Genomic DNA, 17,076 nt, shown 5'->3' with positions numbered 1-17,076 from the left:
TTTTGCTATGTCACAACCCTACGTCGGAGAAATAAGAATATTTGCAGGCAATTTTGCTCCTGTTGGATGGATGTTCTGCGAGGGCCAGCTACTCTCTATATCCGAAAATGAAACGCTATTTCAATTAATAGGCACAACCTATGGGGGCGATGGAGAATCTACTTTTGCCTTGCCCGACCTTCGTGGCCGGATACCTATACATATGGGTAACGGATTCACGCTGGCTGAAACTGGTGGTGCTGAAGAAGTCTGGCTGACCACAGCGCAAATCCCCAGCCATGACCATGGCTTAGGTGATCCATCGGGAGATCCCAAATTATTTGGCAGAGCCTTGGGGGCGGGGACCGGAGGGTCTCCAGATCCGAAAAACAGCTACGCGACGATGGTACTGGGCCTGCAACAATATGGGACGGTAAAATCCACCGCTGTAAACAGTAATTCGGCCGATTTGATAGATAAGATCACTACAAAACAAACAGGTGGTAGTCAGCCGCATACCAATTTTCAGCCTTACCTCTGTGTGAATTTTATAATATCGCTATCTGGTGTGTTTCCAAGCTCAACCTAATCGTAGTATCCATGTTAGACAAGATGTATATGAAACCGACCAAAATAGCCGTCCTGCTCCCCAGTTCGACCACCCATAAACAGCTGGGCTATGATTTCTACCTGGCTATGCAATATGCTATGGAGCAGAAACAAATAGCTGTCGAATGGATGAGCGCTTCCATAGGCTTTGGAGTGGACGAAGTGGATATGCTGACCAAGGCAGAAGACCTCCTGCTGAACCGTGGCGCGGATATGCTCGTCGCCTTTGCAGAGTATCCCAAAATAAGCCACTTGTTTCCCCTGTTGGAAGCCCTGAATAAAGAACTGCTCATGGTCAATATGGGGGCGAAGTTGCCGCCGGATTGGAATGTCCATCCGTTGGTTTTTCATTTCAACCTGCAAGAGAGCCTTTTGGCTTTTCGCTCTGGCAAGGAGCTGATCGCTCGAGGAGTGCAAAAAGCAGCCTTGGCGGCCAATTATTATGAAGGTGGGTATTCGCCCTGCCAACAGATCATAGATTCCTTCGTAGAATCGGGAGGCGATATTACCTACAATTTTATACCGCAGAGCAAAGGGCAGTTCTTTTCGATCGCACCTTTGGAAGCGTATCTCGAACAGGAGGAGTCGGATGTTACGGTGTTGGCCAATTATTCAAATCCGTTGGCGCGGGTATTTCTGGACCAATGGGCAAGTAAGCCCGTAGGTAAAAAACATAGCTTATGGGCCAGTTCTGCCTGTTTGATGGACGCACTGGACGTTTGTCCGGAGCACTTGTCATCCTCTGCTGATGTGACAGGCTTACTGGCCTGGTACAAGGAGTTGGATACGGAAGAAAACAGAACTTTCGTCACGGTGTATGAAGGAAAACTAAAACGGGCAGCATCGTATGTAGCTGCGCTGGGATGGGACACAGGGCTGTTATTAGCCGCAGCAATGACCAACAGCACATCAGATCGAAATGCCGCCCTGAGTGGATTGTTGGAAGATGGCCTGTCTGATATACTTTGTACAAGAGGTAAAGTGCTGACCGATATCGCATACCACAGCTTTATCGCGCCAGCGTTTAGATTTTCCAGTACAGGCGGACAATTTCATTTTGAGATGATACCTGCCGAATCTTTGCGCTCGGAATGGCAGGATTTGAAAGATAAAACCCCACACCCCAATCAAAACGGTTGGTTTAACACCTATTTATGTTCTTAACGAACGCTTCGGTCATGAAAAAAACAGCTAATACCCTGAAATATCTGATGGCATTATTTCTCTTCTTGGGAATGGGCCATCACACCTTTGCACAATGTACAGACGACCATGGACTGGTCGCCTTTACGGGGTATCAAATCGGTGATACTGATTTTACAACGGTGAAGAAAGATGCTTTTTCATTTGTTGTACTGGATTATCTCCCAGCGAAAACAGCTATCCACTTTACGGATCGAGGCTGGCTGGGTAATGCTTTCCAGACGTATGGACAGGCCACTACAGACGGTCAGTTGACCTGGAGCAGCGACGAAGCGATCCCGGGCGGTCAGCATATTGTGATCACACTGGACGGCATCAACAGCAAGGCTTCTAAAGGGAATATCACAAAATACGAAGGGAATTTTGAACTGGGAATATCAGGCGATCAGCTATTTGCTTATACAGAGACGTTGAAAATCCACGCTGCGATGCTGATCAACCGGACAGCCTGGGATACAGATCCGTCTATACAAAACCTAGGATACCTGTCTTCGTCCGTATCACTGGATCCTAATAATGCGCCGAGGCAGTCTGTTATCGTAGCAAATCTACAGGGAAGCCCTGCAGTTGATCAGGAGAATGCCTTTCAGGCTAAACTATCCCCTATAACGATAGCAGGAAGTAGAGCGGCATTGCGTACGCAGCTTTTTGCAGCGCCATTCACTATACTTGCTGGGGGACAGGCCAATGATATACAACTGGCCAACTCGCCGATTACCTGGAATGCCGCTCTGCCCAGTTACTCCAGTATGACGCTGGGCAACAAAAGCATCAATATCAACGGGGTTATCAATGCTTGTTATTACCAATGGCAATCAAGTACGGACAATGTGACCTTTACGGATATCAGCGAAAGTCAAGCATTTGAAGATACCCAAAAACCAAATCTTTCTGTTAAGGATCCACTGAGTGAAGACACGTGGTTTCGTGTGATACTGCGCGGAGCACAGCAGGCGCCAAGTGAGGCCAAACTGGTGAAAGCTCTGAAAATAACTACGCAACCGGTAGATGTACTTGCCTGCGCAAATACGAATGTGTCTTTGAAGGTGGAAGCTGTAGGAGAAGGTAATCTGAAGTACCAATGGAAAATACGTAACAGGACAACGGGCAAATCTGATTTTATCTCAGATGATGTTGTGTATTCGGGTACGAATACCAATACACTGATCCTAAAAGCTCCTCCCTATAGTATGAACAATTACGCATATATCTGTGTGATAACAGATGAGCTAGGATTCTCCAATGAAAGCAGCGAAGGCGTATTAACGGTTTCTAATCTGCATGCTACTGCAACGGTCGCTGATGTGAGCTGTCATGGTACTGCTACAGGGGCAATTGATGTAACACCGGCTGGTGGAACGGCTCCTTATACGTATGATTGGGGAAATGGAACAACAACACAGGATAGAGTAAACTTGGTTGCGGGCAGCTATACGGTCACGATTACGGACAGTAAAGGCTGTCAATACTCCCTCAGTGCGACGGTGACAGAACCCGTGGCCGCCTTGAAGGTGGACGAGCCCACACTTACCGCTCCAACGGTCTACGGTGCGACAGATGGCCGTATTCAGATCACCGTATCGGGAGGAACAGCTGCGTATTCGTATCAGTGGTTTAAGAATGGAGAAAGTACAATCATAGCGATCACAAAAGATCTAGTCAATATTGGTGCTGGTCTGTATAGCGTAGTGGTCACCGATGCAAAAGGCTGTCAGCAGAAGATAGATAATGTTATCTTGACGAATCCAAACGCTAAACCTGTGGTGATCAGCAGTGGGGGCAGCACAGCCTTTACTGAGGGGCAATTAGCGGTTGTAGTAGATGCTGGTCTTACCGTTACGGATCCGGACAATACGACTTTGGCTACCGCAACAGTCGCGATTACGGGCAATTTCCAATCTGGTGAGGATATATTGAGTTTTACCAGTGATGGGACTACAATGGGTAATATAACGACAGCGCTGTACAATAAGGCGACGGGTGTATTGACACTTAGCTCCGCTGGTGCAACCGCTACAGTAGCACAATGGCAAGCGGCTTTACGTGCTGTTAAATACGATAACCTGTCACAAAATCCGTCAACAGCAAACCGTACGATAAGCTTCAAAGTACACGATAGTGATCAGGAATCTGTGGCCGCTACGAAAACTGTCTCCGTGATCGCAGTCAACGATGCACCGGTTGCAGTAGATGACTATGTTACGTTGACAGAAGATATACCAGCAACGGGCAATGTGTTAACGAACGATTCGGATCCTGAAGGTAATGCCTTAACGGTATCCTTAGTCATAGCGCCTGTTAACGGCATGATAGTCCTGAATGCGGACGGTAGTTTTACGTATACACCTAAAGCGAATTACGCGGGTAGAGATAGTTTACAATACCAAGTGTGCGATAATGGAGTTCCTTCTAAGTGTGGGACAGCATGGTTGTATTTAACCGTTAATCCGGTAAATGATGCCCCTGTAGTTAGCGTACCTACGAGTATCGCTGTAACAGAAGATGTTGCTTCTGCACTCACAGGTATAAGTTTTAGTGACGTAGATGCGGGTGCGAATCCTGTGACAGTTACTTTGTCTGTGCCGACTGGTACGCTCCGTGCGACATCAGGAATGGGTATCACAGTAGGCGGAACGGCAGCAATCTTGACACTTAGTGGAAGCGTTTCTACTATCAATGCCTTTGTCGCAGCTGGTGCTGTAACATTTACCACGGCGAGTAACGCAACTTCTAATGTGACATTGACGGTATCTATTAACGATAACGGACACACTGGTGGGACAGCATTATCAGATACTAAAACGATTGCACTAGTGGTTACAGCTGTCAACGATGCACCGGTCAATTCCGTGCCCGGCACACAATCTGTTGATCAGGATGCTATATTAGTATTTAGCGCTGCAAATAACAACCAGATTTCTGTTTCGGATGTGGATGCTGGCGCTAATGCTGTCCAAGTTGCTTTAACAGCTACGAATGGCCTAATTACGCTATCTGGTACTTCAGGGCTTAGTGTGTCAATAGGGAGCGGTACGAATGATGTGATAATGATCTTCAACGGAACCCTTGCCGATATTAATAATGCTTTAAATGGTTTGATATTTGAGCCGACGCCAGGTTATAATGGGCCTGCTTCGCTGCAAATAACTACAGATGACTTGGGCAATACGGGGTCGGGTGGGCGACAGACAGCTACAAATACCATAGCTATTACGGTTAAACCGATCAACCCAAAAATAGTGTCCGTAGGTGCTTCAACGGCTGATGGAACTTATAAAATAGGCGATGATATCAAACTGGTCGTGACTTTCGATCAGACGGTGATGGTCAATACAGAGGGAGGTATACCTACCCTTTTATTGGAGACAGGAGCAATCGATCGGATGTCAACCTATGTGAGTGGTAACGGAAGTAATACATTGACATTCATCTATACGGTACAGGCTGGTGATCGAGCACCTGATCTAGATTATCAATCGACTTCAGCACTTTCTTTGAATGGTGCGAGTATTAAAAATAGCGGTGGAAATGATGCGGTATTGACCTTGCCTGCTGTTGGCGGTCCGAAGTCCATTGCTGGGCAACATGCTATTGTGATAGATGGGGTGCGACCTACAGTAGCATCGGTAGCTCTGCCTGCCAATGGCTATTATGTACTTAATCAAAATCTTGACTTTACGGTTAACTTTTCGGAGGCTGTGGTAGTAAATACGATAGGAGGAACGCCTGGACTATCGCTTACGATTGGGGGACAGACGGCATATGCGAATTACCTATCTGGCTCCGGAAGCACTGCTCTTGAGTTCCGCTATGTAGTGATTAACGACCTGGAAGACCATGATGGAATTACCGTAAGTGCTTTATCGTTGAATGGGAGTACAATCAGTGATGCCGCAGGCAATGATGCAAACCTGACCTTGAATTCGGTAGGAAGTACCACTGGTGTAAAAGTGGATGCTAAACCTCCAGCGGTTCCGGCTGGTTTCAAAGCTATAGGGCAACATGCACAGATATCACTGACTTGGGAATCCAATACAGAAGCGGATCTGACGAAATATATGCTTTATGTGAAGCCTGAAGATGAGGCAAGATTGTTTTTGACAGATATTGCAAAGGGTACGGAATACTATACGCATGCAGGACTGGTTGATGGAAAAACATATGAATTCTTCCTGGTCGCAGTGGACCAGGTCGGCAATCGGAGTCTGGAAGCACAAGCTTCAGCGAAGACCATGGCAGAGCAGTCTATCAATTTCGCCGCCTTGCCTGACCTTACTTATGGTCAACAGGCTGTGGTATTGACGGCTGCAGCGACATCGAATCTGCCGGTATCGTTTGTGTCATCGGACGTGGATATCGCAGAAGTCTATCAGGACAACAATGATGGAGGCAAATGGAAAATAAATGTCAAAAAAACGGGTAAGGTGCAGATAACGGCGATTCAGGGCGGTGATCAGGCATACCTACCTGCAGCACCTGTCGTACGCGACCTGACCATCATGAAAGCCGAGCAAACCATCCGCTTTATAGGACCTGATATGCTGGCACGCGATGCGGGCCAGGTGTCGCTAGATGTCAGTGCCAGTTCGGGCCTCCCAGTAGTATTGTCCGTGGATGACCCATCAGTAGCCACGGTATCGGGCACCCAAGTGAAGGTGCTACGACTGGGTACAGTGCGTATCACGGCGACGCAACCGGGCAATGAAAACTACGCTGCAGCAGCTCCCGTAACTGTAACGGTACGGATTGCCAATGATGCGGCAGCACCTCTGCCGATCCGTGTACATCAGGCGCTATCGCCAAATGGAGACGGTGTCAACGACTTCTTGACCATCGAGGGAATACAGGATTATCCGGAAAATAAAGTGACGATTTTCGACAAGAGCGGTTCTGTACTGGCGGAGATAGCAAGCTACAATAATAGGGATCGGGTATTCTCGGGAAATGACCATCGCGATGGTACGTATTTCTATTATATAGATGTAAAAGATAACAGCGTATGGAAACGGGAGAAAGGGTATTTTGTGATTAGGCGGTGATGATGTTATTCCCGATGAATCGGGATTCCGATAAACTGGAAGAAGCTAGGCTCGATAACACGATAACTAGATAACAACGTAACAGGCGCAGTGAAACGAAGTCCCGACATGGTCGGGAATAACAATACAACATGATAACAAAAAAAATAATTATAAGTCTACTATCGCTGCTGCCGTTGTGCGGTATGGCTCAGCATGGAGTGAGCTACAATCAATTTGGGCAGTTGCGCAACAGTTTCAACTCTTCGTTGAGTACGATGGACGAACGTGGCAGCTTAGCTTCTTTGGGCCGTAGCCAATGGACGGGTGTTGACGGAGCACCCAAATCGGTATGGGTGACCGGCCATGGTATGGTCAAGAATCTGGGGCTTGCGATCGGTGGGGATTTTAAACATGCCTCGCTGGGCGTGGTGCGTGAGAATGAAATTACGGCTTATGCGGCAAAAGCAGTTCAACTTGGGGAGAATGAATACCTGAGCCTGTCCATGGGTGGCGGGCTCTTATTCTATGAAGGCAACTACCGAAAGTTGGACGATCAGGATCCTGCTTTCTGGGAGGATGTGCGTGGCACGGCAGGCGTACTGAGTGTAAGTACCTCCTACTACCAGAAGGATAAGTTCTATGTGGGGGTGTCTATGCCGCGCTTCTCGCTGAAGCGGAATACAGACCGCGAGTATGAATTTCGCGATGTCATCTATGTGACTGGTGGTATGTTGATACGTTTGGACGACACCTTCAAGTTGCGTCCATCATTCCTGGTGAGCCATATGCAGGAGATGTCGCCCCGCTATGATATCAATGCGATGGTCTTTGTGGGACCAAAGATAGGCCTGGGTATGGGGGTGCAGAATCAGGGAGACCTATCCGCACTGATGCAGCTCAATTTTGGCAACTTCGGTATAGGCTACAGTTATCAGTTCAGCGTGAATGGACATACGCTCAATCAAAAAATATCAACCAATACCCATGAGATGGGATTTCGCTATCGCATAGGTGGAATGGGGCTGTTGTAGACTAGCTCACACAGGTCACTGTGAGCCTGAAAAGCAGTCTGCCTTAAGAGTTAGTTGGTTAAGGAGGTTAGGAGGAGGTGACAAGGTTATATAGTTACAGGGTTAATGGGGCTACCTGGCTTTTGGAACAGCCCCTGATATGATCGGGGGCTGTGTTGGTATGTATGGGGGATTAGCCGATGCGCATTCTACGTATACCGGCCAGTGCAAAGAAAATTAAACTAACGGCAAATAGGATCCAACTTATCCAAGGGATGCCTAATAAAGTGCTCTGTTGTACGCCGGAGAGTAGGCAGCCGCCTAGAAATAAGATGCCTGCGATGTAGAGATATCTGTTGATACTGCTGTCTTTGCGCTGTAGCTGCTGTAGTGCACCGAGGGCTTCGCTGTCTATACGGACCTTCAATTCGCCCTGTTCTGCTTTGTGCAGTAGGTCTATTAGAGACTTGGGGGCAGTGGATAAGGTGCTCTGTAATTGCTGTAACAGTTGGAGGATATTCTCGATGATGTGCGGCGGAGAAAGACGGCGGGCCATGATCTTGCTAATATAGGGTTTGACCTTGTCGATAATATTCAGATCGGGCAAGAGGGACCGGCCGATACCTTCCAATAATACGATGCCTCGTACCAGCAGATAGATGTGGTCGGGCATGAGGATATCGTTTTGGTTGAGTATTTTTGAAAACCTTGAAAAAACAGCTTTGACATCGAGTTCTTGAAGTGACTGTGCTGCAATCATATCGAACATAGCGTGTATGTCGCGCTCGAGTATCTTTTCGTTTTTGATGTGGATACGGAGGGACATGCGCTTGATGGTTCGGATAAGATTATCGACGTCTTTATTGATGAAGTAAAGGATGAAGTTTTCGAGATGCTCTTTGTCCTTAGGGAGCAGTCGTGCCATGGCGCCGAGATCGATAAAGGCGAGATGGCCCGAGGGGGTAACGAGTATATTGCCCGGATGTGGGTCGGCATGAAAGAATCCATGTTCGAGAACCTGGGTAAGGTAAAGGTCTAGACCAGTATCGATGATGCATTCTGGATCAAGCTGATGTGATTTGATGGATGTACTGTCGGTGATCCTGAATCCCTGAATCCTCGAGATGCACAAGAGGCTGTCGGTAGATAGCTCGGGATAGGCCTGCATGCATTTGATGCGTCGCTCTTCGCTAAAATTACGGGCAAACTGTTGGATGTTTTTGAGTTCGTGCTGGAAAGAAAGTTCTTCCATAATGTTTTTTTCAAAGGCTTCGAATATATCGGGAAGATTGATCTCTCGTACCAGTGGATAATAGTCAATGAGTAGACTGATGATGTCTTTGAGCAGAAGTAGGTCTGCTGTCACCATCTCTCGGATGCCTGTACGCTTTACTTTCAGTATCACGAGGTCGCCATTGCTTAAGGTGGCTTTGTAGACTTGGGCGATAGAAGCGGAGGCAAATGGTTGCTCATCGATCTGTTCGAAAATGTGCGATAGGTCGTCTGTCTGTAGTTCGTTTTCAAGCCAGCTTCGGATATCGATAGCTGCGGGTGCTACATTATCCTGCAGTTTCTTGAGTTCGAGGATCAGTGGAGGAGGGAGCAGGTCTTCGCGCGTAGAGAGGGTCTGCCCAAATTTGACGTAGGTAGGCCCCAGTTCTTCGATAACTCTACGGATACGCTCGTAGAATAAAGGTATCTGATCTCCTGTAGTATCTGCAGAAGAAGGTGTCTCTTCTTTGTTGGTGATTTTGGATTTGAGATCTTCAAAGCCATGTTTGCCAAGAATGCTGATTAACTTGGCCGCTCGCATCAGTTTGCTTTTTTGCCGCCCTATCGGGTTTTCCATACACTATTATCAGTTGTTAAGCAACTACAAGATAGTGATTTTTTATGGGTTATTGTTAAAGGAAACTATTTTTCCTTGTTCTTTTTGGGAAGAAGGAAAAATAGTTTGTAGTTTTTTAAAGTTCTTTTCGAAGCCTTGCGACAGGGATATTCAGGGCTTCGCGGTACTTAGCTACGGTTCGCCTGGCAATAGTATACCCCTTGTCTTTGAGGATCTCGGTCAGCTTTTCGTCTGCCAAGGGCTTACGCTTGTCTTCGTTGGAAATGCATTCTTCTAATATTTTCTTGACTTCCTTGTTGGAGACCTCTTCTCCTGAGTCGGTCTGTATAGCTTCGGAGAAAAATGACTTTAGAAGGAAAGTTCCGAACTCGGTCTGTACATATTTGGAATTGGCAACACGGGATACGGTAGAGATATCCATGTCGATTTCTTCGGCAATATCTTTTAAGATCATGGGTTTGAGCATACGGTCATCCCCAGTGAGGAAGTAGTCGTACTGAAACTCCATAATGGCATTCATCGTTTTGAGCAATGTCTGTTGACGTTGCTTGATCGCATCGATAAACCATTTTGCAGAGTCTAGCTTTTGCTTGACAAACTGCACGGCTTCTTTCATCTTTTTGTCGTTCTTCTCTGCCTTTTCGTAATGTTCAAACATCTCTTGATAGGAACGTGATACACGTAGCTCGGGGGCATTGCGACCATTGAGTGTAAGATGCAATACGCCATCGTCATTACTGATATGGAAATCAGGGATAATCTGTAGCTGTTTGCCTGCTGCTGCTGCGGAATCTCCAGGTTTGGGATTCAGCTTCAGAATTTCGTTGATGATTTCTTTTAACTCTTCAGAATTTACATCCAGTTGTTTTTCAATCTTATCGTAATGTTTTTTTGTGAATTCATCCAGATAATCTTGTACCACACGCATCGCTTGCTGGACCACAGGATTGTGCTGATCCTTCTTGCGCAGCTGTATAAGGAGACATTCTTGTAAATCACGAGCTCCAATACCTGCAGGTTCAAAAGCTTGTATGATATGCAACATCTCTTCTACCTCGTGCTCTTCGGCCATCAGGTTCTGGGAAAAAGCCAAATCATCAATAAGTGAAAGTATAGGACGCCTTAAGTAGCCGTCGTCGTCAAGACTTCCTATGAGTTGATTGCCAATTAAATATTGTTTGTCATTCAGTGCCAAGAGATCGAGTTGGCTCTGCAGCCGTTCGAAAAAAGAATCTTGTATAGCGATTGGCATTTCGCGCTGTTCATCTTCATCATCACTGGAGTAATTGCTCCCATAATCCTTGTAATCATCTTCTTGTATATAGTCTTCTACACTGAATTCATCGTCAAAAGAGTCTTCACTGCTATCGTATTCATCGGGATCTTTGTCGGGATATTCTTCTACAGGATCAGTCATGTTGGTCAGACTACCATCTTCTAGTGCTGGATTTTCTTCTAATTCTTCCTTGACACGGGTGTCCAATGAAGCTGTAGGTACCTGCAAAAGCTTGATAAATTGTATCTGTTGCGGCGATAGTTTTTGTAATAGTTTTTGCTGTAATGTCTGTTTTAACATGTCTAAGTTAATTACACGGGTAAAAATAATGATTTATACCGAGATTAACTCTTGTTTATTTAATTAAGAATGGAATGATGTCGTCTTCCAGTGAGAAATCAAAAGGTTAAATCAGGTTATTTCAACCTATTATTAGAGTTTGTTAAAATTAGTTAATTTTATTCACGTGCTGTTCTTTTTGTTTTCTAAAACATAGGATTTTAAAACATTTTATCCATATTTACCGCATGTTTAGACGTGTTAAAAATAGATTATTGCGATATGTGCTGATTGTTGTTTATAGCATCATATTGTTTACTTGTGCAGTACAACTCAATTTCTTAGGTCTATTCGGCTATTCACCAACAAAGAATGATATCGTAATGCCCACGCTCAATGTGGCTTCAGAGGTCTATACAGCAGATTCGGTGTTGATCGGGCGGTATTTTGAGGAGGACAGAGACCCTGTACCCTTTGATAGCATCTCTAAACATGTATTGGATGCGCTGATCGCCACAGAGGATGTCCGTTTCTATAAGCATAATGGGGTGGATTTTATGGGGCTGGTATCGGGAGCGGTCTCGACATTGAAAGGGGATCCCAGAGGTGCGAGTACCATCACGCAACAGCTCGCCAAAAATCTTTTCAAAACAAGGTATACCAATGCACAAGGCTATTTGAGCAAGGTGCCAGGGCTGAGTATCCTGATCACCAAATATAAAGAATGGATGACAGCCTATAAGCTGGAAACAAGATATAGTAAGGATGAAATCATTACCATGTACTTGAATACAGTCTCATTCAGCAATAATGCCTACGGCATAAAATCGGCTTCGATCCGTTATTTTAATAAACAACCGAGTATGTTGGATGTGAATGAAAGTGCGTTGCTGGTCGGTATGCTGAAAGGAACGACGATATACAATCCGATCCGTAACCCAAAGAATGCCATGCAGCGTCGCAATGTGGTGCTGGCGCAGATGGAAAAATCGGGTTACCTCACACAGGCGCAGGTAGCGGACTTATCGAAGGATTCGTTACGCTTGGACCTGAACTATAAAGATAATATCGATGGCAACGATTCTTATATCCGCTCGGCTGTAGAACGTTGGTTGGAAAAATGGAGCCAGGATAATGAAATTGATATTTATAAAGCTGGACTTAAGATTTATACAACAATCGATTCGCGGATGCAGAAGATGGCGGAGAAGGTGGTCACGGATCGTATGGAAGAGTTGCAGCGACGTCTAAAGAATACCTGGGGTAGTGAGGAACCATGGCGGGACAAGGAAGGGAAGGTGATTCCGGAATTTTTGGAAAATCATGCTCGTAAGTTGCCGATATACTCGGATTTGATGCGCAAATACCATAATAACGAAGACAGTGTGTTCACGGAGTTGCGCAAAAAGAAGGAGATGGAGGTGTTTACATGGCAGGGTATGGAGAAAGTGAACTATTCGACGATGGACTCGCTGAAGCATTATCTGATGATGCTGAATACAGGGATGATGGCGATGAATCCCTATAATGGCGAGATTAAAGTGTGGGTCGGTGGGATCAACCACGAATACTATAAGTTTGATCATGTCAACCAAGCTAAGCGGCAGGCGGGGTCTACGTTCAAACCGTTTGCGTATATGGCGGCTCTGGAATCCGGCATGTCTCCATGCGACAAGTTTACGGATAAGCCTGTGAAGATTGAATTTACCAATAAAAAGGGGGAACATGAGGTGTGGGAACCTAAGAATGCAGATTGGAGTGTGTCGTACCGGGAGATGTCGCTCCGTTGGGCGATGGCGCGATCGTTGAATACGATTACAGCACAGGTGACGGACGCTGTAGGTTGGGATAAGGTAGTCGATGTAGCTCATCTATGTGGTATTGATAGCAAATTGGAGTCCGTTCCTTCCGTAGGACTGGGGTCGAATGATGTGTCTGTTTTTGAAATGGTAAAAGCGTACGCTACATTCATGAATGCAGGGAAAAAGACGGATCCAGTATTGGTTTCTAAGATTGTAGGAATGGATGGTAGTACGATAGCTACATTTAAATCCGAGCAAAAACAGGTGATCAATCCGGAAAATGCTTGGTTGATGACGTATATGTTAAGGGGGACTGTGGAGGAACCTGGTGGTACATCACAGGCATTGTGGGAATGGGATTTGTTTAAGAATGGTAATGAAATAGGTGGTAAAACAGGGACCTCTTCAGACTATGTCGATGGCTGGTATATGGGGGTGACCAAAGATTTGGTGGCAGGTGTATGGGTAGGCTGTGATGAGCAGAGTATACATTTTAAGAACTCGGCTACGGGGGAAGGATCTAAGACTGCGCTTCCTATCTATGCTTTATTTATGGAAGAATTGTACAAACATCCTGAATTGGGGGTAACATTTGGCAAGTTTCCGGAATCTACTGTTGAGATCAAGAAAGATTACCGCTGCCCAAGTCCGCGTATACGTGTAGAACAGCCAACGGATAGTGTCAGTAATACGGATGAAGAAGATGAAGGAGTGGTGCTTCCGGAGCTCGAAGAGGTGCGTCCTGCGCAGGTGGAAGTTGAGGCGAATCGAGGCAGTGCACAAGAAAATAGAAATAACAACTTACCTTAATTAGTTATAGATTTATTCGATTATAAATTACATGCAATTATGAATGGAATTATGCGGTACCTCGCCAAATTAGCGTTGACATGCTGTATGTTGCTCCTGTTGGGTATATCTGTCCAGGCGCAGTATTTTGGACAGAATAAAATGCGCTATAAGAAGCTGAATTTTAAGGTCTACGATACGCCACATTTTAATCTCTATTATTATTCGAAAAATGACAGCTTGATTCGCTGGTTGGCAAAAGAATCGGAGGTGTGGTATGAGCTGCACCAACAGGTGTTTCAGGACACTTTTTCGCGTAAAAACCCAATTATCGTCTACAGCAACCATCCGGAATTTCAGCAGACTACAGCTATCTCAGGAGAGATAGGCGTGGGGACGGGCGGTGTGACGGAGGCATTCAAGCAACGGGTGGTGATGCCTGTTATGCAGATCAACCAGCAGACACGACATGTATTGGGACACGAAATGGTTCACGCATTTCAATATAGGGTCCTTATGGAGGGAACGGATTCTACACGATTGGAGAATATAGGCAATATACCACTGTGGATGGTGGAAGGTATGGCTGAGTATTTTTCGATCGGGAAGAAGGATGCTTTTACATCGATGTGGATGCGTGATGCTTATGTGAATAATGATATCCCGTCGCTCAAGCAGATGACGGAGCAGTCCCATAATTATTTTCCCTATCGCTATGGACAGGCTTTTTGGTCGTATATAGGATCTACATATGGTGATACGGTGATCATGCCACTCTTTATAGAAACAGCAAAATATGGCTACGATAATGCGATGCGTCGGGTATTTGGCTATGATGCACAGACGGTATCTACGCTATGGAAGAACAGCATGGAGAATATGTACCGTAACTTGGGTAAAGACACGACATCGCGACCTATAGGGGTGTCTTTGCTAAACAGTTCGAATGCAGGGAATATGAATGTATCGCCGACGATATCTCCAGACGGTAAGTATGTGGCTTACATGTCGGAAAAGGATATGTTCAGTATAGATCTCTATCTGGCGGATGCGAATACGGGAACAATGATCCGAAAACTGGGGAGCAAGCTGACGAGTAAGGATATCGATGAGTTTAGTTTCTTAGAATCGGCAGGGACGTTTTCTCCGGATAGTAAAAAGTTTGCCTTCTCGGTATTCAGTGAGGGCAAGAGTAAGCTGATGACGGTGGATGTGGAGACAGGAAAGGTGCTGTCGGTGCAGGCTATGGGAGAAATCGTAGAATTTGCGAATATAACCTGGTCGCCGGATGGAGAGACGCTGGCGTTTTCGGGGCTGAGCAACGGACATTCGGATCTGTATACATACAACTTGAACACGAAGAAAGTCACACAGCTGACGAATGATGTGTATTCGGATTTTCAACCAAGCTACTCGAGAGACGGTAAGTATATCGTATTCAGTACGGATCGATTGGCGCTGCAGGGAAATAGCAAAGAGGTGGATATCCCAATGAGTCTGGCGGTTTTGACCGTGGCTACAGGAGAAATCAAAAATATAAATGTGTTTCCGGGAGCGAATAACCTGAATCCGCATTTTTCATCCAATGGACAGGAAATCTACTTTTTGTCCAATGGTGATGGATACCGTAATATGTACCGCTATCTGATTGCTTCGGGCACAGTCGAGCGGCTTACAGATTACTTTACAGGGATATCCGGGATCACTGAATATTCACCAGCAATGAGTATCTCAGATAAAGATGAAATTGTATATTCTTATTTTAAGAAAGGGAAATATAATGTTTACAAAGCCAAAAGCAGCGATTTTGAAGCAGTCGCTGTCGATGGGACTGTAAGCGATTTTACGGCAGCGATGTTGCCGCCATTGGTGAGCAGAGGGGTGAATGTGGTTAATACCAATCTGCGTAATTTTAATGTCTTTGGGAGAATAGATGATCAGCAAATCAATAACATCGCATATGCTCCCAAGTTCAAATTGGATTACTTGGCAAACAGTGGTGTAGGAATGTCGGTAGGATCCCGTTATGGTGCAGGGATATCTACTGGTATCCAAGGAATGTTCTCGGATATTCTTGGATATAACCAGATTTTTGCAGCTCTGAATATCAATGGAGAGATCTATGATTTTGGAGGGCAGGTAGCTTATATCAATCAGCGCAGTCGTATCAATTGGGGTGGCGCATTGTCGCATATTCCTTATATGTCAGGGTACAACCTGTATGAAATGGAGGATTTCGGCAGAGGGCAAGAAGAGCTGTCGCTAAATACTTATTTGGTCCGTAATTTCCAGACGCAGGCAGAGGCGTTTGTGGCGTATCCATTTAATCGGCACCACCGGGTAGAGATGGGGGCAGCCATATCAAGACATAGTTACAGGGTGGATAAATGGAGACAGAGTTACTATTATGGATACGGTGACAGGCAAAAGATACCAAATGAAGAAGCTGAAAAACTAGGCTTTAGAAGTCTGAAGCCATTTACTATACAGCAGATTAATACTGGTCTAGTCGGTGACAATGCGGTGTTCGGTATCGCTGCCCCATTGCACGGCTACCGGTATCGCTTAGGTGTAGAGCAGTATTTCGGTGATTATACATTTACCGCATGGAATGTGGACCTGCGAAAGTACCATCGATTCAAGCCTGTGACGGTAGCAGGGCGTGTATATTCTTATATGCGTACAGGGAAGGATGAAGATGCCTTGTATCCGCTATACATAGGGTATCCGTATATGATCAGGGGGTATGAAACAGGAAATTTTGACGCGACTGGGAAGGTGAGTTTTTCGGATCTGATGGGATCTCGAATGGTGATTGCTAATATGGAATTGCGTTTGCCGTTTACAGGCCCTGAAAAATTGGCTGTAGTCAAATCGGGATTTTTATTCTCGGATCTTAACTTCTTTATTGATGGCGGTTTGGCTTGGAAGGGGGGAAATACTATTAAAATGAAGAAAGATGATAGCGATCTTATAACAGAGGTTGTAGGGGGAGAAACTATTGAGCGATATGATCCCAATGTAAGGGTGCCGGTATTCAGTGCTGGGGTGTCGTTGCGCATAAATCTGTTTGGCGCAATGATACTGGAACCCTATTATGCGATACCATTCCAAAAGACACGTTCTAAATTTGGAACATTCGGATTAAACTTTGCGCCAGGATGGTAGTCTATACCTATAACATATGCGATATATGTTGAGGTTGTTAAGGGGGCGTTGTTTAGACTTAGGTTTAAACAACGCCTTTTTTTATAGTATA

General features: G+C 45.5%; 8 protein-coding genes. 6 read left to right on the top strand and 2 right to left on the bottom strand.

Annotation, left to right across the window (positions count from 1 at the left end; all coding sequences use genetic code 11):
• Nucleotides 1-7: 7 nt before the first annotated feature.
• From M472_RS24365 to M472_RS24350, 4 genes are all read left to right on the top strand, one after another.
• The gene (locus M472_RS24365; RefSeq protein WP_021068423.1) at nt 8-568 is read left to right on the top strand and encodes a phage tail protein; all 561 of its coding nucleotides are present in this window, start codon (nt 8-10) and stop codon (nt 566-568) included.
• A 29-nt stretch (nt 569-597) separates the two neighbouring features.
• Nucleotides 598-1,752 carry an ABC transporter substrate-binding protein gene (locus tag M472_RS24360; RefSeq protein ID WP_158499858.1) on the top strand — a complete coding sequence of 385 codons (1,155 nt, stop codon included), beginning with the start codon at nt 598-600 and terminating at the stop codon, nt 1,750-1,752.
• The gene (locus tag M472_RS44290; protein WP_081643066.1) at nt 1,743-6,830 is read left to right on the top strand and encodes a tandem-95 repeat protein; all 5,088 of its coding nucleotides are present in this window, start codon (nt 1,743-1,745) and stop codon (nt 6,828-6,830) included. The genes M472_RS24360 and M472_RS44290 overlap by 10 nt, the downstream gene beginning before the upstream one ends.
• A 131-nt stretch (nt 6,831-6,961) precedes the next feature.
• Nucleotides 6,962-7,843 (top strand): PorP/SprF family type IX secretion system membrane protein, encoded by an 882-nt coding sequence (locus M472_RS24350; protein WP_081643065.1) that lies wholly within the window; start codon nt 6,962-6,964, stop codon nt 7,841-7,843.
• Nucleotides 7,844-8,015: 172 nt separating this feature from the next.
• Here M472_RS24350 and M472_RS24345 read toward each other — a convergent pair whose 3' ends face one another.
• A complete protein-coding gene (locus tag M472_RS24345) occupies nt 8,016-9,671 on the bottom strand; it encodes an ABC1 kinase family protein (protein ID WP_021068419.1) in 1,656 nt (551 codons plus the stop codon).
• Between the two features lie 115 nt (nt 9,672-9,786).
• Nucleotides 9,787-11,247 (bottom strand): RNA polymerase factor sigma-54, encoded by a 1,461-nt coding sequence (gene rpoN / locus M472_RS24340; protein WP_021068418.1) that lies wholly within the window; start codon nt 11,245-11,247, stop codon nt 9,787-9,789.
• 227 nt (nt 11,248-11,474) lie between these two features.
• On the opposite strand from rpoN, the gene M472_RS24335 reads away from it, so the two are divergent.
• Nucleotides 11,475-13,838 carry a transglycosylase domain-containing protein gene (locus M472_RS24335; RefSeq protein WP_021068417.1) on the top strand — a complete coding sequence of 788 codons (2,364 nt, stop codon included), beginning with the start codon at nt 11,475-11,477 and terminating at the stop codon, nt 13,836-13,838.
• 39 nt (nt 13,839-13,877) lie between these two features.
• The gene (locus M472_RS24330; protein WP_021068416.1) at nt 13,878-16,985 is read left to right on the top strand and encodes a peptidase MA family metallohydrolase; all 3,108 of its coding nucleotides are present in this window, start codon (nt 13,878-13,880) and stop codon (nt 16,983-16,985) included.
• The last annotated feature ends 91 nt before the right edge of the window (nt 16,986-17,076 follow it).

This window comes from Sphingobacterium paucimobilis HER1398, from assembly GCF_000416985.1.
Taxonomy (GTDB): domain Bacteria; phylum Bacteroidota; class Bacteroidia; order Sphingobacteriales; family Sphingobacteriaceae; genus Sphingobacterium; species Sphingobacterium paucimobilis.
The sequence above is the reverse complement of the archived record's forward strand: the minus strand, read 5'-3'. Positions and strand labels throughout refer to the sequence as shown.